Genomic DNA, 21125 nt, shown 5'->3' with positions numbered 1-21125 from the left:
GGCGCATATGACGATAAAAATTCCATAACCCAGCTTCTGACGCCCGGAACATGTGCGTGCGGGTCCGCCTCGCCGAAGGAAGCGCAAGCTTACAGGCAGGAATTGTCCGAAGCTTTCCGGAGAGCTTCACCGCGGCGCACGCCTGTCGCCGACAGCAATTGAGCATACCGCCCGCGACTTTACTCCGTGAACGCCTCAGCGGGCGCGAAGATTTTCGTCGTGGCCGCTATGTCCGCCTCCCCGTGACCCTCGCGCTGCGCGCGGCGGACCACCTCGCACACGGCGTCGAAAATCGGCGTCGAAGCGCCCTGCGACCGCATATATTCCCTGATATATGTAAAGCCGGCCTCATGAACGTCGATCGTCGCCTGATCGCCCGCAAACCCGGCTCCCTCGAAGCGGCAAAGGGCGTCCTCGATCGCGTCGGCCGCGAAGAAGCGCGAAGCATCGTTGATCTGCCGGGCCATCTGGCGAACAGGCAGGCCCATGCGATGCGCGGCGCCCGCGACTTCAAAAAAGGAAAGCATGGCCGTGAAGGTCTGGGCGTTGATCGCGGTCGCCAAAGCATAAGCCTCCTTCCACGGAAGGAAGATCGCGTGGCCGGCGAGCAGTTCGAGCAGTTCGCGATGATCCTCGAAGGCGCCCGGATCGCCGGTATGGATGCAATAGCTTTCGGGATGACCGATGTTGCGCGGATAGGACATGATCGTCCCCTTGACGAGGCGCGCACCGGCCCCCGCAACCAGCTTTTGCAATTCCTCGCCTTCTTCGGCGCTGCCCGAACTGTAATTGACGATGGTGCGCCCGGCGAGCGCGCCGGAGGCGCACAGTGCGCGCCCGGCGAGCGCGCCGGAGGCGCACAGTGCGCCGAGCGTTTCGCGAGCGACCTCGCTGTTGAGCAGCACCAGTATCGATACCGGGCTGGCCCTCAGCGCATCTTCGGCCGTATCGCAGATATGGACGCCGCTCGCGCGCAGACCTTCCGCCTTGCCGGGCGACCGGTTCCAGACCGCGACGCGCTTTCCCCTTTCCGTCAGCGTGCGCGCGATGATGGTTCCCATCGCACCCAGCCCCAGAACGGATACATCGAAATCGGAGCTGCCATTGTTCTGTTCGCGCAAGATATTATCCTCCCAAGTCGCGAGCCGACCCGCGCCAAACATGTCGATAACCGAACTCACACGCCGCAGCATCGGGCCGCAACGCGCGGGCACGTCCTCGGCGACCACTCCCCTCGGAGATTGAGCGGTCCTCCGATCCTTCACATTCCTAAAGGGATCGGAAGATGACCGCAATAATTTTCGATAAATATCGTGTAAATATCGAATTCAGCATCTGTTGCGGTTCGGGCGCTCGTCCTTCCCGAATTCAAGGTCAAAAATGATCAGCCATGCGGAGGCGTTACCAAATTCCCGACCCTGCCTGTCTTCCTTCATACCGTCATCCTGCGACAACCGCTCGGAAAGAAGGCGCCCCATGCTAATCGACCCCCAAAGCCTGAGCGAACTGGAAATCTACAAATTGCTGGTCGGGATCGTCGTGCCGCGCCCCATTGCCTGGATCAGCACGATCGACAGCCGGGGCATCGTGAACCTCGCGCCGTTCAGCGCCTTCACCTTTGTCTCGAACATGCCCCCGCTGCTCCAGGTGGGTATCTGGCGCGAGAATGGCCGGCGCAAGGACACCGCGCGCAACATTTTCGCGCAGCGATGTTTCGTCATCAACATCGTAAGCGAAAAGCTGCTTGAAACCGCTCACGCGACATCGGCGCCCTATCCTCCCGAAGCGAGCGAGGCCGAGCTGCTGGGAGTCGAGCTCATACCCGGCGAGTTGATCTCCGCGCCGCGCATCGCCGGCTCTCCGGTCCAGATGGAATGCATCTTCCATTCGAGCATCGAATATGGCTCCGACGGAGCGGAGGCGATCGTCGGCGAGGTCGTCCGCTTTCATATCGACGACGAACTGATCGGGGATGGCAAGATCGATCAGCGGCGGCTTGCACCGGTCGCGCGGCTCGGTGGGCCGACCTACGCCACGCTGGGCAGCATCTTGCATATGCCGTAAGCGACGCGCGGCCTATCCCAGGGAGCCGCTCGCCATTCCCCTTTCAGGCGCCGCTCACCGGAGGTTCCTCCAATATGCCGAGGAGCGCGTTGCAGGCGAGCCGGACGTCCCGGTTCCGCGCCTCGCCGCCCAGGCCGATCGCCGTAAAATGCCAGTGCATCTCCGAGAGGCACATCAACGCATAGGCGACCGCCCGGCGCGCTGGGGTATCGGCCTCCGGATAACAGGCCGCCAGTTCGGCTTCTTTCGTCGCTATGGACTCGCCATATCCGCGGCAGGCAAGGTCGCCGACGCCCGCGTCGCGCACGCCCAGCGAAACAAGTTCGGCCATCAGCACCACGTCGCTCGGCGTCTGGAAATGTTCGCCGCTGACGATGAAGTCGACCAGCCGCTTGCGGCGCTCCTGCGCGCCCAGCCCTTCCCCGTGGAGGGTGAGGCCATAGACCGAACTGGACACGATCCGTTCCAGCGCCGCCTGCAAGAGCGAGTCCATGTCGCCGAAATAGTGGAATATCAGTGTCCGGCTGACGCCCGCGGCCTTGGCGACCTGCTCGACCGTACTGCCGTGAATTCCAAGGCGCCGGACACAATCGATGAACGCATCGATGATCTCGCTGCGCCGTTCGGCCGCGATCTCGCTGCGGCTCTTCCTGCGGCCGGCCGTTTCACGCGGCGCGCTTTGCGTTAGGTTCGCCATATTATCGCTCGATACCCTTTCATCGATTGGATCGTCGCGGAAGGAAGCTCAGGCATAATGCCATCCGGGCGAATTGCCATGGCGCATTGGTCCGCGCTTCGCCGCTCCGCAAAATGCCGAGACCGAAACGATCTCGATATCACGCCGCTGCGGCCCGCAGATCGAGGCGCCGCGCCGCAGCCATCAGCATCAGGCCCCCGACCGCGAAAAGAGGAAAAGTCGTCAGCAGGCTTTGCCGCAGCGCATCGGGACCCGAAAGCGCCGAGAAGGCGTCGGAGATCAGACCGACGATCCACGGACCCGCCCCGAGACCGACGAGATTGATGATGAGAAGCATGCAGGCCGGAGCGGTCGATCGCATATTGGCGGGCACCATATTCTGCACGATCGCAAGGCTCGGCCCGATCCATGCGTAGAACATGGCAAGCCCCACCATCACCAACGGGAGGGTCAGCCACAGCTGATCGGCATACAGCCCGGCGAGGAAGAGAGGCGCCGCAGCGACAAGCGCGAGACCGGGTCGCCGCGCATAAGCCGCCATGTCCTGCTTGCCCGATTTTTCGGAAAGCCATCCGCCAGCCAGCAGACCCGAAACACCGGCGACGAGCACGAGCATGCCGACGATCTGGCTCGCCGCTTCCATCGGCAGCGCGTAACTGCGCTGCATGACGCTCGGCAACCAGAACAGGACGGCATAGCCCGGGATGCTGGCGATCGCGGCGCCCCAGGACAGTAGCCAGAAGCTCGGCTGACGCGCCAGGATGGAGAAAACGCGGCTGACCGGAACCGAAACCTCCTTCACCTCCCGGGATGCGGGTTCGCGTACGACGATACGGAATAGCGGAGCGAGCAACAGGCCAAGAAGCCCGACGGCGAGGAACGCGGTGCGCCAGTCGGCGACCTCGGCGACGAAGCCGCCCAGGAGATAGCCCGAAGACGCCCCGATCGGGCCGCCGAGGCTGTAGACAGCAAGCGCCCGGGCGCGCTGGTCGGGCGGAAAATAGGCCGACACGACCGAATAGGAGGGCGCGACACCTCCCGCCTCGCCGATCCCCACTCCCATACGGAACGAGAGAATTTGCCAGAAACTGGTCGCCACCCCGCAAAGCGCGGTAAAGACGCTCCACACCGAGAGACAGATGGTAATCACCCAGGTCCGGCTCGATCGATCGGCCAGCATCGCGAACGGAATGGAAAGCGTGGTATAAAGGATCGCAAAGGCGAGGCCGCCGAGGACGCCGAGCTGGGCGTCGGAAAGCTGCAGGTCGGCCTTGATGTCTTCCGCCAGCACGGCGACGAGGATCCGGTCGATATAGTTGGAGGCGTAGACGAGCAGGAGCAGCGCCAGCACGATGAACCGGTAACAGGGTCGGGATGAGATCGAGGCCATGGCGTTCAACTCGTTGTTGGCAGAGGCCGGCCGGTCGTCCGGCGCGAGACCCGAACGCCGGAAGGTCGGCACTCCGGGTCGGAGACAATCGGTCCGGCAAAAATGGGAACGCTCTTTCCGGTCGACGGCCGAAGCCTCGGACATTTATTGACCGAACGCGAAGGCATCAGTTTGCGCCGGCCGAAACGGCCGTACGCCCGGTGATGCGACGAGGCTGGCGGACGACCAGCCCGCGACCGCCCTGCACGAAATTCGCGAGCGCGCGCACGCCCATGCCGGTCTGTTTGTTCACCGCGTCGAGGCCGATACCGAGACGGCTGGCGGTTTCGCGGGCGCTCAATCCGTCCATCTTGCGAAGCTCGACGATTTCACGGATGCGCGGCGAGAGGCGGTTCATGCCATCCTGAATGCGCCGGAGCGAATCCCGCGCGGTCAGATGCCGCTCGGCGGCATGAAAATCGACATCGGCGATCACGACCTCCGGTTCGGCCATCAGATCGAAAGCGACGATCCTGGCGCGCTTGCTGCGATTGATGAGATGATTGCGCGCGACCGTGAAAAGATAGGCGCGGGCGTTGTGCGGAAGTTCTCTGCGGGCGCCCGAGATGGTCAGTTCGTAGACATCCTGACGGAGGTCGCCGACGTCCTGCGATGCGCGCCAGTTCCGCCTCAAAAAGCGGGTCAGCGCTCCTTCGAGCGGCAGGACTTCGGTGCGGAACCAATATGCCAGCGCGTGATCATCGACCATGCAATAGTCTCCCCTCCCCGAAAATCGGGGAACAAGGCCGAAGCCGGAAAGGACGAACGGAAGCAGTCCGAACGGGACGGGTGCAGCGATTGTTCGGGCGGCCGAAACGGATGGCCCGTTTTCAGATCACCGGATGATCAGTCTTCCGATGCCATCGCGGAGCCTCGCCGGGCCGGTGGGACGACTCTCCCCTCGCTGACTTTGCGGTTTTGCACCGCGGCACGCGTTTGCCATTTTCAAGATTCCTCTCCCGAAGCCGCGACGGGCCGCCGTCGGATTTCCGCTCCTGGCCCCGCTTACCGTGCGAATATTTCGCTGACTGATTGATCAGTCAATAAGAAAAATTGTCGCGAGCCCTTTTTCGGGTAGGGCGCTGTTCCGGATGATAAAATTCCCGCATCGAAAGGCAGGGAGGCTCGCCAAAGCAGCCAAAGCCGGACAAGGAGGCGAGAGAATCGCTTCCGGTTTTCCCGCACGCCCACAGCCTCGGGCAGGCGGAACAATTGCCCTGCCCGCCTCGACGAAATTTCGAACAGCGCACGTCTTGCTTCGTGTCGCCAGCAGGCGGCACGCCCCTTCCCTGCACATCATCCGCCGCGGGCACGCGCGATCGCCCGCCTCCGGAACCGGTTCAAAAAATAAGCGCCGCGCGTTACCAGTCGAGGCGCTTCGATTGTCGCCGGAACAGAGGACTTCACTAGAGAAAAGGCTGCCCGGTGTCCGAAACGATCCAGAAGCGCACCATTTGCTTCACCTGCTCGCAGCAGTGCGGCCATATCGCCTATCTGAAGGCGGGCGAGGTGGTGCGGCTTCAGGGGGATCGCGATCACCCGAGGACTGGCGGCTTTATCTGCCCGAAGGGCGCGCAGGCTCCGCAACTCCATTATTCGCCCGATCGCATTCATCGTCCGCTGAAACGGAGCGGCGCGCGCGGCAGCGGCGAGTGGGAGCCGATTTCATGGGAACAGGCGCTCGACGAAATCGCCGCAAAGCTCATGCAGCTTGCCGCCGACCACGGCCCGGAGAGTATCGCGCATTCCTGCGGCACCACGCGCGGTTCGGATGCCGGCATCGGCAAGCGTTTCATGAACCTTATCGGCAGCCCCAATATGGTCGCGCAGGACAAGATCTGCGTCGGGCCGACGGCCATGGGCGAATATCTGACCTATGGCTTCGGGCCGACCCATGCGTCTTCGCCCGTGCCCGGCGTGACCGAAACGCTGGTCCTTTGGGGTCGCCGGCCGACGCAGTCGGCGCGACCCGCGTGGCGCGTGATGGAAAAGGCCTTCGCCGAAGGAACCCGGCTCGTCGTCATCGATCCCGCGCGTACCGACGAGGCCGCGCGCGCCGACCTCTGGCTGCAGTCACGGCCGGGTACCGATGCCGCGCTCGGTTTGGGATTGCTCAATGAGATCATCGCGTCCGGTCGCTACGATGCCGGTTTCGTCGCCCGCGAGACAATCGGCTTCGAGGCTTTGAAGGCGCGGGCAGCCGAATATCCCCTTGATCGCGTGTCCGCCATCACCGGGGTTCCGGAGGCAGACATTCGCGCCGCTGCCCACATGATGTCCGGCGATGGACCGACCGTATTCGGCTGCGGCAATGGCCTCTGCCAGTCAGGGGTGACGGCGGTGCAGCAAGGGCGCATCATGGCGTGCCTCATCGCGATCACCGGCAATTTGAACCGGCCGGGCGGCCATATGCTCAAGGGACCGCCGCGCGACATTCTCGCGAACGCCGACTGGATGGCGCCCGAGACGATATCGAGGGAACAGCGCGCAAAGGCGCTGGGCGCCGATCGCTTCGGAAGCATCGGTGGCTACGACCGGCTGGACGAGGCGATGAGCGAGGCCTGGTACGGCAAGCGCGGTATTCCCGAATGGATTTCAAGCGCGCACGAACCGACCTTGTGGCAGGCGATCCTGTCCGGGCGCCCCTATCCGGTGAAAGCACTTGTCATCCAGACGCATAATCCGGTTGGCGGCAGCGCCAATAGCGGTGAGGCGCGCACGGCGCTGCTCAGCGACAATCTGGAACTGCTGGTGGTCCACGATCTGTTCCTGAACGCCACCAGTTGCCTCGCCGATTATTTGCTGCCCGCCGCGCACTGGCTGGAGAAACCCTATTTCTCGGTCGGTGGAGGGTTCATGGGATGGTCCGGCGACTATGTCGAGGCAAACGCCGCCACCATCGCGCCCGAGCACGAGCATCGCAGCGACTATGATCTGTTTCGCGATCTCGGCCGGCGATGCGGGCAGGAAGACTGGTGGCCCGAAAGCGCCGAAGCCTTCTACAACCGGATGCTCGAACCTGCAGGGCTGACATTCGACGCGGTTGCGGGGCATTTCGGCCCGGTGACGGGAGCGGCTGCGCGCCACCCGGACAATAGCGGCCCGCCGCCACCCTCCGCCCGCGCCTATGGCACTTTGTCGGGCAAGGTCGAACTGCGCAGCAGCATGATGGAAGAATGGGGGCAGGACCCGCTGCCGCATTTCCGCTGGTCCGGCGTCTTCGACCATGCGCCCGATTATCCGCTGATCCTGACGACCGGCGGACGGCAGCTTGAAGGGTTCCACCAAAGCTCGCAGCAGACGCTGGCCTTCCGCCGCAAGAATCCCCATCCTTTCGTGACCCTGCACCCCGACCTCGCGAGCAAGCTCGGAATCGAGGCAGAGCAATGGGTCACGATCGAGACCCCCGTCGGGTCGGCGCGGCAGATGGCGCGGATCGAAGAGCGCTTCGCTCCCGATGTCGTTCATGCCGATCGCTGGTGGTATCCCGAACGCGGGCCAACGCCGGCCGACCCGTTCGGCGTCGCCGAGACCAGCATCAACATGTGCACGAGCAACGCGGACGCGGATCTCGATCCGGTCATGGGGTCGTGGCTCATGCGCGGCCTTCCCTGCCGTATCCGCGCCTAGCGGCTCCGTCTCCCCCGACTATTCCGATCCGGCCCGCACCGGATCGCTTGAAAGCAACTTCGCGTTACCAAAGTCGCTCCGAGCCTTGTCCTCCTTTCTGCCGGCACCGCCGAGGGACCGAACGAAAGGGGATGGTTATGGATAACTGGCTGAAATCGACGCTTCTGACGAGCGCTTGCGCCATCGCGCTCACGACCGCCGCGCAGGCCGAAGCGCAGGAGACCCGCGCACCGGACGCAGAAACCGCGACCGACGAGAGTGCCGGCCTGACCGAAATCCTCGTGACGGCCCAGCGCCGCGAGGAAAGCGCCCAGAAGGTACCGATCTCGATGACCGTCCTCGGCACCGAGGCGCTGGCGACCATGCAGACGATCAACGACCTCGCGGCGAAGATTCCCAATGTCCAGATCGATGAGGCGCAGGGCGTACCGCGTCTGTCGGTCCGCGGTATCGCGCAGTCCGATTTCAACCCGAACGCGACGACCTCGAACATGGTCTATCTCGACGACGTGCCGTTGAACGCCGCGCTCGCGCAATCGGCGCTCACCTGGGACATCGAACGCGCCGAGGTGCTGCGCGGCCCGCAGGGCACGCTTTTCGGCCGCAATGCGACCGGCGGCGCCATTCGCTTCATTTCGGCCATGCCCACCAAGTCGTGGAGCGGCTATGCCGATGTGACGCTGGGGCGGTTCAACCAGAATATCGTCAACGGCGCCATCAGCGGTCCGCTCAGCGACACGCTCGGCATCCGCATCGCCTACACCGGCCAGAGGTCCGATGGCGATGTCTACAACACCGTCACCCGGCAAAAGATCGGCAACGACTATTATGGCATTCGCGGCATCGTGGAATGGGAACCGAGCGATCGGGTACACGCCGTGCTGCGCGCGCAATATTTCAACCGGAATTCCCCGGTTCTGTCGTGGAAGAGCACGCCGGGCCTCGCGTCGAAGCCGGGGTTCGGTCCCCTGGTCGACGGGCGCAGCGTGGCGGAGTTGCAAGCCGACTACGGATTTCAGAATCTCGGCGCGTCGACAAAGTATCGCGTGACCGAAATCGACGGAAACCCCGACGGGAATCTGAAGCATCTCCCGATTTCCTTCACGGCCGACATCGACCTCGGCCCCGTCACGCTCACGTCGGCAACGGGTTATCTGAAAGCCAAGCAGGCCTATATGACCGACGGCGACACGTCGCCGGTGCCGATCCTCAACGCATACTACATGACCAATGTGCGCCAATGGACGCAGGAGCTTCGCCTTGCCTCGAATGCAACCGGTCCGTTCAAGTGGATCGTGGGCGGCTTCTATATGGACGAGAAGATCAAGGCGCGGCTGAGCTGGGATGCGACCGAGTGGCTCGGCCAGACGCTTTATCCCAATGCGAACACCGTGCTCTATACCCGCGGCCAGCGGCAGGGCACCGAATCCTACGCCGTCTTTGCGCATACAACCTACGAGATCACCCCTGAACTCATGCTCACGGCGGCGGCGCGCTATACCTGGGAGAACAAGGACATCTTCTATATCTTCCGGTCGCGCTGGGATTTCCCGACGAGCGTCCCGCGCACGTCTTTCCAGGCCGCCGATTTCAAGCGCGCGGTGGAAACCCAGAATCTGGGCACGCTGCTCCAGGCGGCGCAGCCATCGCTCGGCGGGAAGGAAAGCTGGAAAAATCTGAGCTGGAAGATCGCCCTCGACTATCAGGTCAGCCCGGGCACCATGATCTATGCGCTCGTCTCGCGCGGCTTCAAGGGCGGGTCGTTCAAGCCGACCGCCAACGTGCGGAGCGAAGTGCTCAACGCCGACGGGAGCATTCTCTCGGTGCGCCCCGAAACGGTCACCGACTATGAAATCGGCGTGAAAAGCAGCCTCATCCCCGGCAGGCTGCGCGTGAACGCCAGCGCCTATCTCTACGACTTCCGTGACTATCAGACGAACCAGCTCGTCCCCAACAGCGGGCTCCAGCTTCTCAGCAACCTGCCGAAAGCGCGGATGCTCGGGGCCGAGCTGGAGATCGAGGCCGTGCCGGTCGACAATCTCCGGCTGAACCTCGGCACGGGCTTTACCGACACCTCGATCCGGCGATCCACCGATCCCGCGCTCATCGGGAACAAGCTGCCGCTCGCGGAGAATTTCAACCTCAACGCGTCGATGCGCTACGATCTCGACACAAGCCTCGGAACCTTCGCGCCCGAGGTGAACCTGAAATATCGCGGCCATTATTACACGTCGAAGGAAAATATCGTCCGGCTCGGCGATTTCGCGACCGTCGATGCCCGCCTCTCCTACACCAGCCCCGGCGAGGGCGTGTACGGGTCGCTGTGGATCCGAAATCTGACAAATAAGCGCGTGGCGCTTGTTGTTGACGATCCCAGCGAATTCTGGGGCAGCAATATTGCCTATGTCAACGCGGCGCGAACCTATGGCGTCACGCTCGGAGTTCGCTTCTAGATATCGCCCGTCCTGGGCCAGGCGGCAGCGGGCCAGGACAAAAAGATATCGGAAGTCGGAGCTTTCGTCCGGAGCGGAAAAGCACATCTTTCCGCTCCGGATATCGGCGTTTCCGGAAAGACGGGCCTTCCGGACTTGCCGGGCAAGCCCGCGGCGGATAGCTGCCGGGCGATAGCAGATCGAGAGCGCGTCCTACCGCCTCAGGGTGCAAAGGCTCGTCCGCGTCGCGCGCCGCTATCTTGCCGCGCCGCTCAGCGGTCCATGGTTCGATTGACCCGGCACCGTCGGATGGTTTGCGCGCAGGGCGGCGCATTCCATGGTGCGTTCCTGCATCCTCCGGCGGCATGGCGAAGCGCTGCCGCACGCCTGCCCGCCACCGGCTGGCGGGCCTTGATATCAGGAACGCTATGCATCCAGATCGGGTTCGGGAGCGCCAAAGCGAAGACAGGATATGCCATGGAACCCGACCGTTTTCTGAGAATGCAAAGCGTGCTCGACCGGACCGGCCTCAGCCGCGCGACGCTCTACCGACAAATCCGCGACGGGAGCTTTCCCCGCCAGCTCCAGCTCACGCGCCGATGCGTCGCATGGCGTGAATCGGAGATCGAAAACTGGATGGCCGGACGGCTCACGTCCTGAAGGCCGGACAGACGCTTTCGCAGCAGGCCGAATCCTCGCCCATTGCGCGGCCTACTGTGAAAACCCGCAACCTCTGACGGCAGCCGGCCGCCGCCAGTGCGCGCTCAATCGAGGCTGCGCTCGCCTTCGGTCAGCGGAGCCATATTGTCCGTTCCGGCGGCGCTGCCGCCACAATAGCTCCCCCACGCCTCCATCAGCCTGACACGCGCGCCCGGCTGGGCCGGCGTACCGAGATAGGTTGTCCGGCGATAAGCCGCCTGCACGGCGTCGGGTGTCTTGTGAGCCAGCGCCGCCTCCACCACGGCGTCGGCGAAGTCTTCGTTGGCTGCCCAGTCGGTGAATGTGGACCGGAAACCATGGACATGGAACGGTACCTTCATGTCGCGTAGCACCTTCAGCAGCGTCATGTCGGACATCGACTTTCCGGCCACCCCTGGGAAAACGACATCGGTATCGGGAAGCCGAAAGGCATTCGCTTTGGCCAGCACCGCGAGAGCCGCGTCGGATAGCGGGACCATGTGCGCCTTGTCCCGCTTCATGTGGTCGGCGGGAATAGTCCAGAGGCGCCCCTCGAAATCAAACTCGGCCCATGTCGCGAGCCGAACCTCCTGGCTGCGCACGCCGGTAAGGATGAGCAGTTCGAGCGCCAGCCGCCCGAAAGCCGGCTTTCGTCGCAAAACCGCGAGGAAGGCAGGCAGCGCGCTGTAGGGCATCGCCTTGCGATTCTCTCGAGACTTGATCTGACGGGGCAATCCACGCCCGGCTTTCAGGCTGCCATTGCCCGACGGAGCTTCGGTGGAGCGCCAGCCTTTCGCGTGCGCATAATCGAGGACGACGCAGATCCGGTTGCGCACCTGACGCGCCGTTTCAGGAATCTCCTGCCAAATCGGCAACAGCACGTCGATAATCGCCGCCGCCGTGATTCGCCCGGTCGGAACGTCGCCCAATTTCGGAAAGGCGTGGCTCTCGAGAGCCGCGAGCCATTGGCGCGCATAGATGGCGCTTTTCCAGCCCGCCGCATTTTCTACATGATACTGGCGCGCGGCTTCGCGGAAAGTTACCTTGGCCGCGGCTTCATCTTTCCTCTCCGCTAGCACGTCGCGGCGATCGATTTTGACCGCCTTGCGAAGTTCGTTGGCCTTTTGACGAGCCTCCAAGAGCGATAACAATTTGGCGCTGCCTAAGCCGATGTCATGACGCTTGCCGTCACGTTGCAGACGCAAAAGCCAATACGCTCCACCGCTTTTGCTTACTTTCAAAAACAGCCCGTCACCGTCTTGGTAGGTACCAGGACGTGTCATAGCTGCCTTGATCGCGAAAGCTGTAAGCTTTTTCATAGGGTTACCCCAAATTTTTATCCCCACACTTGGGAGGCCGATTCTCGAAGGTCAAAAAATCTATCCCCACATTCTCCCCACAGTTTTTGCTGAGCTGCAGTGGAACGGAGTGGGATGCAGGGAGCCGACCTATGCGAGTATACGCTAGGTTTTCTGCCATTTCTAGGGAGTTTTGGGATGCCCTCAGACCAGAGGGTGGTGGACAGGGCTGGATTCGAACCAGCGTACGGAAACCCGGGCAGATTTACAGTCTGCTGCCTTTAACCACTCGGCCACCTGTCCTTGGGGCCCGCTTTGGGAAGCGGTCCAATGGCGAAACGAGGCTTGCCTGTCAATGCCAGTCATGGGAAAGGCGCCCGCATGAGGCAATTTTCCCGTCATCGCCGCCCGCAGGGGCAGAATTCGCGCGGCCAGGCCGTCCGTTTCTGGGGCCGTCACGCCGTATTGGCGGCGCTCGCCAACCCCGAACGCACCGTCAAGCGCATATGGGGCACGCGCGAGGCATTGGGCCAGCTCGACCTGCCGCCGGTGATTCCGATCAGCTACGCCGACGTCGCCGATCTCGCGCGACTCGTCGCGCGCGACGCGCCGCATCAGGGGCTGGTGATCGAGGTCGACCCGCTCGAGAACATCCATCTCGGCGACCTGCTCCAGGAAGAGGTCGATGCGGAGAGCAAGCGCCCGCTCGTCATCCTCGATCAAGTCACCGACCCGCACAATATCGGCGCGGTGCTGCGCTCGGCCGCGGCGTTCGACGCCGCCGCGATCATCACGCAGGACCGCCACAGCCCGCCCGAAAGCGGCGTCATCGCGCGCTCGGCGTCGGGCGCGCTCGAAACGGTGCCGTGGGTGCGCGTCGTCAACCTGTCGCGCGCGCTGGAGGAGATCGCCGAGGCGCAATATTGGCGCATCGGGCTGATGGGTGACACCGAAACGACTCTGGGATCGACGCTCGACGGCAGCAAGGTCGCGCTGGTGCTCGGCTCCGAAGGCGACGGGATGCGCCACAATGTCATGGAGCATTGCGACGTGCTGGCAAAGCTTCCCATCTCGCCGCGAATGGAAAGCCTCAATATCTCGAACGCCGCCGCGATCGCGCTCTACGCGGTCGCGACGACGGGCCAATAAGGCCTAATCCTCCGCCGCGATCCGCACGCGGAGGCCGTCGAGCGCGTCGCTGAACGGGATCTGGCACGACAGGCGCGAATTATCGTCGCGGTCGGTGGTCGAATCGAGCAGGTCGTTCTCGTCCTCGCTCATCGCGGGCATGGCGTCCTTGTCGCCCGCCTCGACATGCACGTGGCAGGTCGCGCACGAACAGCAGCCGCCGCACAGCGCGAGCAATTCGTCGAAACCGGCATCGCGGATATTTTCCATCACGGTCAGGCTGGTGTCGCCTTCGATCTCATGCTCGGTTCCGTCGCGCGTCACGACAATCAGCTTGGCCATGCTAGTCCCCATAGGTTTCTTGTCGCAGGCGCTATGTCGCGCGTTGCGCGCCAAATCAAGCGTTGCTATCAGCAACTTTGGGAACAAAAGGAGAATATGCGATGGGCCTCAGCCAGCAGCAGCTGAACGCGGGAATCGACGCGCTGGCGGAGCGCGACGCCAATTTCGCGCGCGCGCTCGGCAACGCGGGCTATCCTGAGCCGCGCATCCGCGCGCCCGGCTATACGACGCTTCTTCGCACCATCGTCGGCCAGCAGGTCAGTGTCGCCGCGGCGACCTCGATCTGGAACAAGCTCGAAGCGCAATTCGGCGAAGGCTGCCCCGCCGAAGTCATGGCCGCCGCCGATTTCGACACGCTGCGCGCCTGCGGCCTGTCGGGGCAGAAACAGGGCTATGCCAAAAGCCTCGCGCAGCTCATCCTCGACGGCGATCTGACCTTCGACGCGCTTCCCGCCGATGATGAGGAAGCGATCGCGCTTCTCACCCGCGTCAAGGGCATCGGCCGCTGGTCGGCCGAAATCTACCTGCTCTTCGCCGAAGGCCGCCCCGACATCTGGCCCGCGGGCGACCTCGCGGTGCAGGAGGCCGTCGGCCGCATCCTGCAATTGGGGGCGCGCCCGAGCGAGAAGCTGGCGCGCGAACTGGCCGAAGCCTGGCGCCCGCACCGCGGCGCGGCCGCGATCTTCAGCTGGCATTGCTATAATATGGATGTGATTTGAGGGTGAAGCGAATAGCCCCTCCCCTCTTCGTCATTCCCGCGAAAGCGGGAACCCAGTAGCGCCGTCGATGCACGAGAGCTTCAGCCCGACCGTCTACCTCCTTGCCTCGCGCCGCAATGGCACGCTCTACCTCGGCGTCACGTCTAATCTTGCTCAACGCATCCACCAGCATCGCGAAGGCATCATCCCCGGCTTCACGAGAGAATATTGTGTGAAGCTGCTGGCCTGGTTCGAACAGCATGCGACGATGGACGCTGCAATCCAGCGCGAAAAGCGCGTCAAGAAATGGAATCGCGCGTGGAAGCTCGAACTGATCGAGAGCGCTAACCCCGATTGGCGCGACCTTGCCGAAGACTTTGGCTTTGATCCGTTAGGTTGAAACTGGGTTCCCGCGTTCGCGGGAATGACGAGGGAGGGAGTTAGCTCCAAACGAAAAGGCCGGGTGGAGCATCCTCCACCCGGCCTTTTTGTCGATTGTCAGCCGAAGCTTATTTCTTCGCCGCAGCCTTCTTGGCCGGAGCCTTCTTCGCGGGCTCGGCCTTTTCGGCCGCAGCGGCCTTCGCCGGAGCAGCCTTCTTCGCCGCGGGCTTGTCCTCGGCCTTGGCTTCGGCCTTCTTCGCCGGCGCCTTCTTGGCGGGGGCTTCCTCGGCCTTGGCCTCTTCCTTCACCGCATCCTTCTTGGCGGCGGGCTTCTTCGCGGCCGCCTTCTTGGCGGGCTTCGCGTCATGGTCATGGTCGTGACCGCAGCCCGGGCCGTGGACGTGACCGTCATCATCGGCTTCGATCGCCGCCTCGATCTCTTCGCGCGTCACTTCGCGGTCGCTGATCTCGGCCTTTTCGAACAGGAAGTCGACGACCTTGTCCTCATAGAGCGGGGCGCGGAGCTGCGCGGCGGCGAGCGCGTCCTGCTGGACATATTCGACGAAGCGCTGGCGGTCTTCGGGGCGATACTGCTGCGCCGCCTGCATGACGAGACGCTGCATCTCCTGCTGCGAGACCTGCACGCCATGCGCCTGGCCGATTTCCGACAGGAGCAGGCCGAGGCGGACGCGGCGCACCGCGATGCTGCGATATTCGTCGCGGTCGCTCTCGAGCTCGGCCTTCGCCGCTTCGGGATCTTCCTCGTGGCTCGCTTCATGCTCGAGCTGCTGCCAGATCTGGTTGAATTCGGCCTCGACCATCGTCGGCGGCACGTCGAAATCATGGGCAGCGGCGAGCTGGTCGAGCAGCTTGCGCTTCATATAGGTGCGCGTCAGGCCGTTGAGTTCCTGCTCGACCTGATCCTTCATCAGCTCCTTGAGCTTGTCGAGGCTTTCGAGGCCGAGCGTTTTCGCGAACTCGTCGTCGATCTTCGACGCCGCGGGAACCTTCACTTCCTTCACCGTGACGGCGAATTCGGCGGGCTTGCCCTTCAGATTCTCGACCGGATATTCGTCCGGGAAGGTGACTTTCAGCACCTTTTCGTCGCCGGTCTTGACGCCGACGAGCTGGTCTTCGAAGCCCGGGATCAGCTGACCCGAACCGATTTCGACCGCCATGTCCTCGCCCGTGCCGCCGTCGAACGCGACGCCGTCGACGCTGCCGGCGAAGTCGATGATGACCTGGTCGCCGGTCGCGGCCTTCTTCGTCTTCGGCGCTTCCTCGAACCGCTTCATCTGCGCGGCGAATTCCTCGATCTTCGCCATCACCGCCTTGTCGTCGGCGGGAACGGTCAGGCGCTCGAGCTTCAGCCCGTCGATCGACGGCGCTTCGATTTCGGGCAGCACTTCCAATGCGACGGTGACTTCGGCGTCCTTGCCGGTTTCATAACCATCGGCCAGCGTCACCGCGGGCTGCAGCGCCGGGCGAAGCTTTTCCTTCGCCATCAGGTCGCGCACCCCGGCGTCGATCGCCTTGTTGAGCGCGTCGGCCGACAGCGCGGGGCCGTGCATCTTGCGGATCAGGTTCGGCGGCACCTTGCCGGGACGGAAACCGGGCATGCGGACGGTCGGGGCGATGCTCTTCACCTCGTCGTCGACGCGCGCGTCGATATCCTTGGCGGTGATCGTGACGCGATATTCGCGCTTCAGGCCTTCGTTCAGCGTTTCGACGGTCTTCATTGCCTTGGTCTTATCCTTGCTCAAAATCTCGTATCGAACCCCGCCAAAATGGCGGAGTTCCCCATGATCCCGGCCTGCATTGCGGATTGGTGCGGGCGAAGGGACTCGAACCCCCACATCTTGCGATACTGGTACCTAAAACCAGCGCGTCTACCAATTCCGCCACGCCCGCAGGTGTTTTCGGCCGGGTGCACGAAATCGCGCGCTGCCGCGCACGCCCGTGCGGGCCGCGCGGGGCTATAGCAGACACGCGGCCAAGGGCAAGGGCACAAAGCCCCCCTTCCGCGGGCGGAACATGCTTGGCGCCCGCTGGCGGAACATGCGTCGCGCCGGTTCGTTGATCGGGTCAAGGAGATATATGATGCCCTACCCCTCGGACCTCCATGTCAAGGCCGCCGACCCGCTGCCCAAGCCCAAGCCCGACATCATCGATCCGGTCGCACCGCCCGAACGGCCGACCCAGCCGACGCCGCTCGAGGACCCCGCCGGTCAGCCGGTCGAAATCCCCGGCAGCCCCGGCGGCGGCGATATCGACCAGCCCGGGCGTGGCCCCGACGAAGTGCCGCCGCAGCAGGTGTAATTCAAATCCTCCCTGCGCCGAAGGCGTGGGGAGGTGGCAGTGGCGTAGCCGCTGACGGAGGGGCAATAACGCGACGCCGCGGCTCCTCCTGCACTCCCCATCCCCCGCGACAGGGAGGATAGCATACTAACTACTTGACCAGCCCTCGCCTCAGCAGCCAACATCGCGCCGGGGAGAGACAACATGAAAATCACCACCGTCATCGCGGCCCTTTTGGCGGCCACCACGCCCGCCATCGCGCAGGATACCGCCCTTTACCGCGGCGGTCCGATTATCACGATGGACGGCGCCACTCCGCAGACCGTCGAAGCGGTCGTGACCACGGGCGATCGCATCGCCTTCGCCGGCAGCGAGCGGGACGCGCGCAAGGCTGCCGGCAAAGACGCCGTCGTCCATGACCTTGCGGGCGCGACGATGCTGCCGGGCTTTATCGACGCGCATTCGCACTTCACCCTTGCGACGATGATGACGGGCGGACTCGACCTGCGCGATGGTGGCGGGCTGCCGGTAACCGACATCGCTGGCCTGCAAGCCGCGATCCGCGATCATGTCGCCGCGCGCGCGCTTCCCAAGGGCGGCTGGGTGATCGTCTGGCAATATGACCATGAAACGCTCGCGGAAAAGCGGCACATCACCCGCGCCGAGCTCGACGCCGTGGCAAGCGACCGGCCCATCGTCGTCTTTCACGTCTCGCTGCACGGCGCCGTCGCGAACAGCGCCGCGCTGGCCGCCGCGGGCATCGACGAAAGCACGCCCGTCCCGCCCGGCGCGATGATCTTGCGCGACGGTGCGGGCAAGCTGAACGGCGTCCTCCTTGAAAAGGCGATGTTCATCCTCCTCGCCAAGCTGCCGCAGCCCAGCGCCGAGCAGAAGCTCGCGGCGCTCGACGCGGCGCAGAATCGCTATTTCGCAGAGGGTTACACCCACGCACAGGACGGTGCGACGCAGCGCGCCGACATCGCGTTCCTTACCAGCGCCGCCGCGCGCGAACGGCTCAAGATCGATCTCGCGCTGCTCCCCATCTACACCGAGCTCGACGCGCTGCTCGCCGGTCCCGATCGCAAGTTCGGCGTCTATCAGGACCATGTGAAATTGCAGGGAATCAAATTCATCCTCGACGGATCGGTGCAGGCGCGCACCGGCTATTTCACGCGCGACTATGCGCGCGGCAGCCCTGCCGGCGATCATCCATGGCACGGCCATCCCGGCATGTCGGACGCGGAATTCCTTGGTCTGGCGCGCAAGGCCCACGACCGCGGCTGGCAGCTCTTCGTCCACGCCAATGGCGACGCGGCGATCGACATGGCGATCAAGGGCTTCGACGCGCTCGGCATTACCGCTGCCGACAACCGTCGCCCGATCGTCATCCACTCGCAGTTCCAGCGCCCCGATCAGCTCGCCGCCTACAAGCGCATCGGGGTCGGCCCCGCCTATTTTTCGAACCACGCCTGGTATTGGGCCGATATTCACCGCACCAATTTCCCCGACGCAGTGGTCGATTTCATCAGTCCGTTCGTCTCGGCGCGCGCCGCGGGACTGATCGCCTCCAACCACAGCGACTACAGCGTCACCCCGCTCGATACCCGCTTCATGCTCTGGACCTCGATGGCGCGCGTCTCGCCCACCGGCGTCGTCAGTGGCGCAAAGGAACGGCTGGGCCCCTACGCCGCGCTACAGGCACTCACCACCGGCCCCGCCTGGCAAATCTTCGAGGAAGACCGCAAGGGCCGCATCAAGCCCGGCCTGCTCGCCGATTTCGTCATCCTCGACAAGAACCCGCTGACGACGCTCGTCGACGGCATCAAGGCGATCAAGGTCCGCGAAACCATCAAGGAAGGGCGCAGCGTCTGGAAAGCGGTCGATTAGGGACGAATCGCTCTGTCGGGGCATCATCGACATTGGTAACATCGCGCCGCACAGCAACAGGAGTCCCACGATGCGACCGCTTCTCGCTGCTCTCCTCTTCGCATCCCTTGTTCCCGCCGCCGCCTTCGCGCAATCCGCGCCCGACGTCGCCGATCTTGCCGGCGCGCGCGCCGCGGGCGGCGAGACCCAACTTCTCGCGCGCGGCTATGAATCGCGCTTCTCCAACACCGTCGGCGACCAACGCTACACCTTCTGGTGGAATGCGCGCACCGGCCGCTGCATCTCGGTTTCGACCGTCGACGGGCGCTATGGCGCATTGATCGCCGTCCCGGCCGAAAACTGCCGCGACGCCGACGCGACCGCGCCCGCCGATCATCATCAGCCCGCCGCCGAGCCCGGCTACCGCGACCCCGGCTCGCTCGTTCTCGTCTGCTATGGCGCGGGCACACGTCCGACGGTCCAGAACAATCCGCGCTACAGCTGGAACCCCCGCAACCATAAATGGGAATGGAGCAACGAACTGTCGAACAGCGCGCAGGGCTTCAACAGCGACGTCCAGATCGAACTTTATGGCGACCATGGCCGCATCCACCTCGGGCCCAAACTCGTCGCGCCGATCCACAGCGGCGACGATCATGGCTGGTGGGATCTCGACAATCTGGTCGTGACCCCCGACCGCATCACCGCGAGCTACCGGATCAACGGCCTCAACAAGCCGAAACTGACCGTCGATCGCCGTTCGGGCCGCATCACGATACAGGCGATCACCAATTTCTCGGGCCAGTGCGACAGCGGCGACTGGGCGGCGGGCACCCGGCGCTTCTAGCGAACGACGCGCTTCGCCGCGACGTCGGCGAGCATCGCCTTCAGCGCCGCCGCGTCGTGCCAGCGCCCGCCCGCCATCACGCCGAGAGGCGCGCGGAGTGTTGCGGGCTTTTCGAGCGGATTTTCGGCGACGAGCAACAGGTCGGCGCGATAGCCCGGCGCCACCACGCCGAACTTCGCCGCGCCCGGCACTGTCTTCACGATGAATTCGCCCGGCGTGCGCGTCGCCGCCGACAGCGTCTGCCACGGTGTCAGCCCCGCGGCGAGCATCGCGTCGATCTCTTCGTGCAGCGCGAAGCCCGGAACCTGCCCCGGAATCGTCGGCGCATCGCCGCCGGTGATCAACGGCACGCCGGCATCGGCCATCGCCTTCACGAAGCGCGCTTCGAACGCCACGCGGCGCGACAGATCGACCGCCTTTTTCTGATAGCCCGACTGCGCCCAGCCGATCCGGTCGCCCGGCGACAGGTAACGCGCTTCGGGCGCCGCCAGATAGGCCTTCACCACCTCGGGCTTGCCGAACTGCGCCGCGATCGTGCGGTAGTTGAACAGGTCCGACGTCACGAAGGCGCCATGCGCCTTCACCAGCGCGATCGCATCGGCGATCCGAGCATCGTCCGGCGGCGCGTTCGGATCGTCCGCCGGCGGCTCGGGAAAGAAGCCGTAGAAGAATTCCTCGACATGCGCGACCATCGCCTGCCCTGCCGCGAGCTGCCCCGCGAGCCCGACCGCCTTCGCATTATGCCCGACGACGCCGATCCCCTGGCGCTTCGCCTCGTCGGCGAGCCCCGCGAAAGCCTCGGCCGACAGGTTCGTGTAAACCTTCATGAAGCTGTAGCCGTTCGCCTTCGCCAGCCTCACGATCGCGCGCCCTTCGTCGGCCGTCCGCACGACGAAATGACCATATTGCGGGTCGCCATCGACGACAAAGGCGGTGAAGACCTGCGGCCCCGGCACCTCGCCCTTGTTCACTGCGATCCGCGTCCGCCCGTTGAAGGCGTTGGTCGCCTCGCCCATGTTGAGCATCGTCGTCACGGCATTCGCGAGCAGCAGCGACAGGTCGTCGCGGCTCGTCACATGATTGTGCATGTCGGCCAGCCCCGGCACCAGCCACGCGCCCTTGCCGTCGATCACCTTGGTGCCCGCGGGCAGCTTCGCCTTGCTCCCAATGCTGGCAATCACGCCGTCGGCGACGATCACCGTCGTGCGCGGAATCACGCGCTCGGCGTCCATCGGCACGACGTTGACGTCGGTGAAGACGACCGTCTCGGCCCGCGCAAGCGTAGCGCCGGCGATCAGCAGCCAGAGAGCCAGAAGCGCGCGAAGAGCCGCGCGCAT

The 21125-nt window shown here is 64.2% G+C and carries 18 protein-coding genes and 2 tRNA genes; 10 read left to right on the top strand and 10 right to left on the bottom strand.

The window, feature by feature from the left end:
- Positions 1-179: 179 nt before the first annotated feature.
- A complete protein-coding gene (locus VFG17_RS19640) occupies positions 180-1121 on the bottom strand; it encodes an NAD(P)-dependent oxidoreductase (protein ID WP_325031055.1) in 942 nt (313 codons plus the stop codon).
- Between the two features lie 355 nt (positions 1122-1476).
- Between VFG17_RS19640 and VFG17_RS19635 the strand changes: the two genes are divergently transcribed.
- Complete coding sequence (locus VFG17_RS19635) at positions 1477-2064, top strand: flavin reductase family protein (RefSeq protein ID WP_325031054.1); 588 nt, start codon at positions 1477-1479, stop codon at positions 2062-2064.
- Between the two features lie 43 nt (positions 2065-2107).
- On the opposite strand, the gene VFG17_RS19630 is transcribed toward VFG17_RS19635, so the two are convergent.
- The 3 genes from VFG17_RS19630 to VFG17_RS19620 all read right to left on the bottom strand — a co-directional run bounded on the left by VFG17_RS19630 (position 2108) and on the right by VFG17_RS19620 (position 4899).
- Positions 2108-2761: a TetR/AcrR family transcriptional regulator gene (locus VFG17_RS19630; RefSeq protein ID WP_325031053.1), complete on the bottom strand. Its 654-nt coding sequence runs from the start codon at positions 2759-2761 to the stop codon at positions 2108-2110.
- A gap of 139 nt (positions 2762-2900) precedes the next feature.
- Positions 2901-4151, bottom strand: coding sequence for an MFS transporter (locus VFG17_RS19625; protein ID WP_325031052.1), 1251 nt, complete (start codon positions 4149-4151; stop codon positions 2901-2903).
- Positions 4152-4317: 166 nt separating this feature from the next.
- Entirely contained in the window at positions 4318-4899 is a 582-nt protein-coding gene (locus VFG17_RS19620; RefSeq protein ID WP_325031051.1) for an RNA polymerase sigma factor, read from the bottom strand.
- A 716-nt stretch (positions 4900-5615) separates the two neighbouring features.
- Between VFG17_RS19620 and VFG17_RS19615 the strand changes: the two genes are divergently transcribed.
- The 3 genes from VFG17_RS19615 to VFG17_RS19605 all read left to right on the top strand — a co-directional run bounded on the left by VFG17_RS19615 (position 5616) and on the right by VFG17_RS19605 (position 10912).
- Positions 5616-7820, top strand: a complete 2205-nt coding sequence (locus VFG17_RS19615) for a molybdopterin-containing oxidoreductase family protein (protein ID WP_325031050.1) — start codon at positions 5616-5618, stop codon at positions 7818-7820.
- A 137-nt stretch (positions 7821-7957) separates the two neighbouring features.
- Positions 7958-10273, top strand: coding sequence for a TonB-dependent receptor (locus VFG17_RS19610; protein WP_325031049.1), 2316 nt, complete (start codon positions 7958-7960; stop codon positions 10271-10273).
- 456 nt (positions 10274-10729) lie between these two features.
- Positions 10730-10912 (top strand): helix-turn-helix transcriptional regulator, encoded by a 183-nt coding sequence (locus VFG17_RS19605; RefSeq protein ID WP_325031048.1) that lies wholly within the window; start codon positions 10730-10732, stop codon positions 10910-10912.
- Between the two features lie 104 nt (positions 10913-11016).
- On the opposite strand, the gene VFG17_RS19600 is transcribed toward VFG17_RS19605, so the two are convergent.
- Positions 11017-12249, bottom strand: coding sequence for a tyrosine-type recombinase/integrase (locus tag VFG17_RS19600; protein ID WP_325031047.1), 1233 nt, complete (start codon positions 12247-12249; stop codon positions 11017-11019).
- A 196-nt stretch (positions 12250-12445) separates the two neighbouring features.
- Positions 12446-12531, bottom strand: a tRNA-Tyr gene (locus VFG17_RS19595).
- Between the two features lie 78 nt (positions 12532-12609).
- On the opposite strand from VFG17_RS19595, the gene rlmB reads away from it, so the two are divergent.
- Positions 12610-13377 carry a 23S rRNA (guanosine(2251)-2'-O)-methyltransferase RlmB gene (gene rlmB, locus VFG17_RS19590; RefSeq protein WP_325031046.1) on the top strand — a complete coding sequence of 256 codons (768 nt, stop codon included), beginning with the start codon at positions 12610-12612 and terminating at the stop codon, positions 13375-13377.
- 3 nt (positions 13378-13380) lie between these two features.
- Here rlmB and VFG17_RS19585 read toward each other — a convergent pair whose 3' ends face one another.
- The gene (locus VFG17_RS19585; RefSeq protein ID WP_136174101.1) at positions 13381-13698 is read right to left on the bottom strand and encodes a 2Fe-2S iron-sulfur cluster-binding protein; all 318 of its coding nucleotides are present in this window, start codon (positions 13696-13698) and stop codon (positions 13381-13383) included.
- 101 nt (positions 13699-13799) lie between these two features.
- Between VFG17_RS19585 and VFG17_RS19580 the strand changes: the two genes are divergently transcribed.
- A complete protein-coding gene (locus tag VFG17_RS19580; protein WP_325031045.1) occupies positions 13800-14417 on the top strand; it encodes a DNA-3-methyladenine glycosylase 2 family protein in 618 nt (205 codons plus the stop codon).
- 67 nt (positions 14418-14484) lie between these two features.
- Positions 14485-14796, top strand: a complete 312-nt coding sequence (locus VFG17_RS19575) for a GIY-YIG nuclease family protein (protein ID WP_325031044.1) — start codon at positions 14485-14487, stop codon at positions 14794-14796.
- 109 nt (positions 14797-14905) lie between these two features.
- Here the strand turns inward: VFG17_RS19575 and tig are convergent, their stop codons facing one another.
- A complete protein-coding gene (tig, locus tag VFG17_RS19570; RefSeq protein ID WP_325031043.1) occupies positions 14906-16516 on the bottom strand; it encodes a trigger factor in 1611 nt (536 codons plus the stop codon).
- A gap of 87 nt (positions 16517-16603) precedes the next feature.
- Positions 16604-16688, bottom strand: a tRNA-Leu gene (locus VFG17_RS19565).
- 189 nt (positions 16689-16877) lie between these two features.
- Here VFG17_RS19565 and VFG17_RS19560 point away from each other — a divergent pair.
- From VFG17_RS19560 to VFG17_RS19550, 3 genes are all read left to right on the top strand, one after another.
- Positions 16878-17096: a hypothetical protein gene (locus tag VFG17_RS19560; RefSeq protein WP_325031042.1), complete on the top strand. Its 219-nt coding sequence runs from the start codon at positions 16878-16880 to the stop codon at positions 17094-17096.
- 183 nt (positions 17097-17279) lie between these two features.
- Positions 17280-18962, top strand: coding sequence for an amidohydrolase (locus tag VFG17_RS19555; RefSeq protein ID WP_325031041.1), 1683 nt, complete (start codon positions 17280-17282; stop codon positions 18960-18962).
- 70 nt (positions 18963-19032) lie between these two features.
- Positions 19033-19788 (top strand): hypothetical protein, encoded by a 756-nt coding sequence (locus VFG17_RS19550; protein ID WP_325031040.1) that lies wholly within the window; start codon positions 19033-19035, stop codon positions 19786-19788.
- On the opposite strand, the gene VFG17_RS19545 is transcribed toward VFG17_RS19550, so the two are convergent.
- On the bottom strand, positions 19785-21125 hold the full coding sequence (locus VFG17_RS19545) for an amidohydrolase family protein (RefSeq protein ID WP_325031039.1): 1341 nt from the start codon (positions 21123-21125) through the stop codon (positions 19785-19787). The genes VFG17_RS19550 and VFG17_RS19545 overlap by 4 nt on opposite strands.

Origin of the sequence: Sphingopyxis sp., from assembly GCF_035686825.1 — a bacterium.
Classification (GTDB): Bacteria; Pseudomonadota; Alphaproteobacteria; order Sphingomonadales; family Sphingomonadaceae; genus Sphingopyxis.
This window is presented reverse-complemented; position numbering and strand designations above follow the sequence as displayed.

Bases quoted from the DNA above. Each gene is read 5' to 3' on its own strand.
- VFG17_RS19610 (WP_325031049.1), top strand. From the start codon at position 7,958: ATGGATAACTGGCTGAAATCGACGCTTCTGACGAGCGCTTGCGCCATC.
- VFG17_RS19560 (WP_325031042.1), top strand. From the start codon at position 16,878: ATGCCCTACCCCTCGGACCTCCATGTCAAGGCCGCCGACCCGCTGCCC.
- VFG17_RS19550 (WP_325031040.1), top strand. From the start codon at position 19,033: ATGCGACCGCTTCTCGCTGCTCTCCTCTTCGCATCCCTTGTTCCCGCC.
- VFG17_RS19555 (WP_325031041.1), top strand. From the start codon at position 17,280: ATGAAAATCACCACCGTCATCGCGGCCCTTTTGGCGGCCACCACGCCC.
- VFG17_RS19605 (WP_325031048.1), top strand. From the start codon at position 10,730: ATGGAACCCGACCGTTTTCTGAGAATGCAAAGCGTGCTCGACCGGACC.
- VFG17_RS19620 (WP_325031051.1), bottom strand. From the start codon at position 4,899: ATGGTCGATGATCACGCGCTGGCATATTGGTTCCGCACCGAAGTCCTG.
- VFG17_RS19625 (WP_325031052.1), bottom strand. From the start codon at position 4,151: ATGGCCTCGATCTCATCCCGACCCTGTTACCGGTTCATCGTGCTGGCG.
- rlmB (WP_325031046.1), top strand. From the start codon at position 12,610: ATGAGGCAATTTTCCCGTCATCGCCGCCCGCAGGGGCAGAATTCGCGC.
- VFG17_RS19545 (WP_325031039.1), bottom strand. From the start codon at position 21,125: ATGCGCGCGGCTCTTCGCGCGCTTCTGGCTCTCTGGCTGCTGATCGCC.
- VFG17_RS19630 (WP_325031053.1), bottom strand. From the start codon at position 2,761: ATGGCGAACCTAACGCAAAGCGCGCCGCGTGAAACGGCCGGCCGCAGG.
- VFG17_RS19580 (WP_325031045.1), top strand. From the start codon at position 13,800: ATGGGCCTCAGCCAGCAGCAGCTGAACGCGGGAATCGACGCGCTGGCG.
- VFG17_RS19575 (WP_325031044.1), top strand. From the start codon at position 14,485: ATGCACGAGAGCTTCAGCCCGACCGTCTACCTCCTTGCCTCGCGCCGC.
- VFG17_RS19635 (WP_325031054.1), top strand. From the start codon at position 1,477: ATGCTAATCGACCCCCAAAGCCTGAGCGAACTGGAAATCTACAAATTG.
- VFG17_RS19585 (WP_136174101.1), bottom strand. From the start codon at position 13,698: ATGGCCAAGCTGATTGTCGTGACGCGCGACGGAACCGAGCATGAGATC.
- tig (WP_325031043.1), bottom strand. From the start codon at position 16,516: ATGAAGACCGTCGAAACGCTGAACGAAGGCCTGAAGCGCGAATATCGC.
- VFG17_RS19600 (WP_325031047.1), bottom strand. From the start codon at position 12,249: ATGAAAAAGCTTACAGCTTTCGCGATCAAGGCAGCTATGACACGTCCT.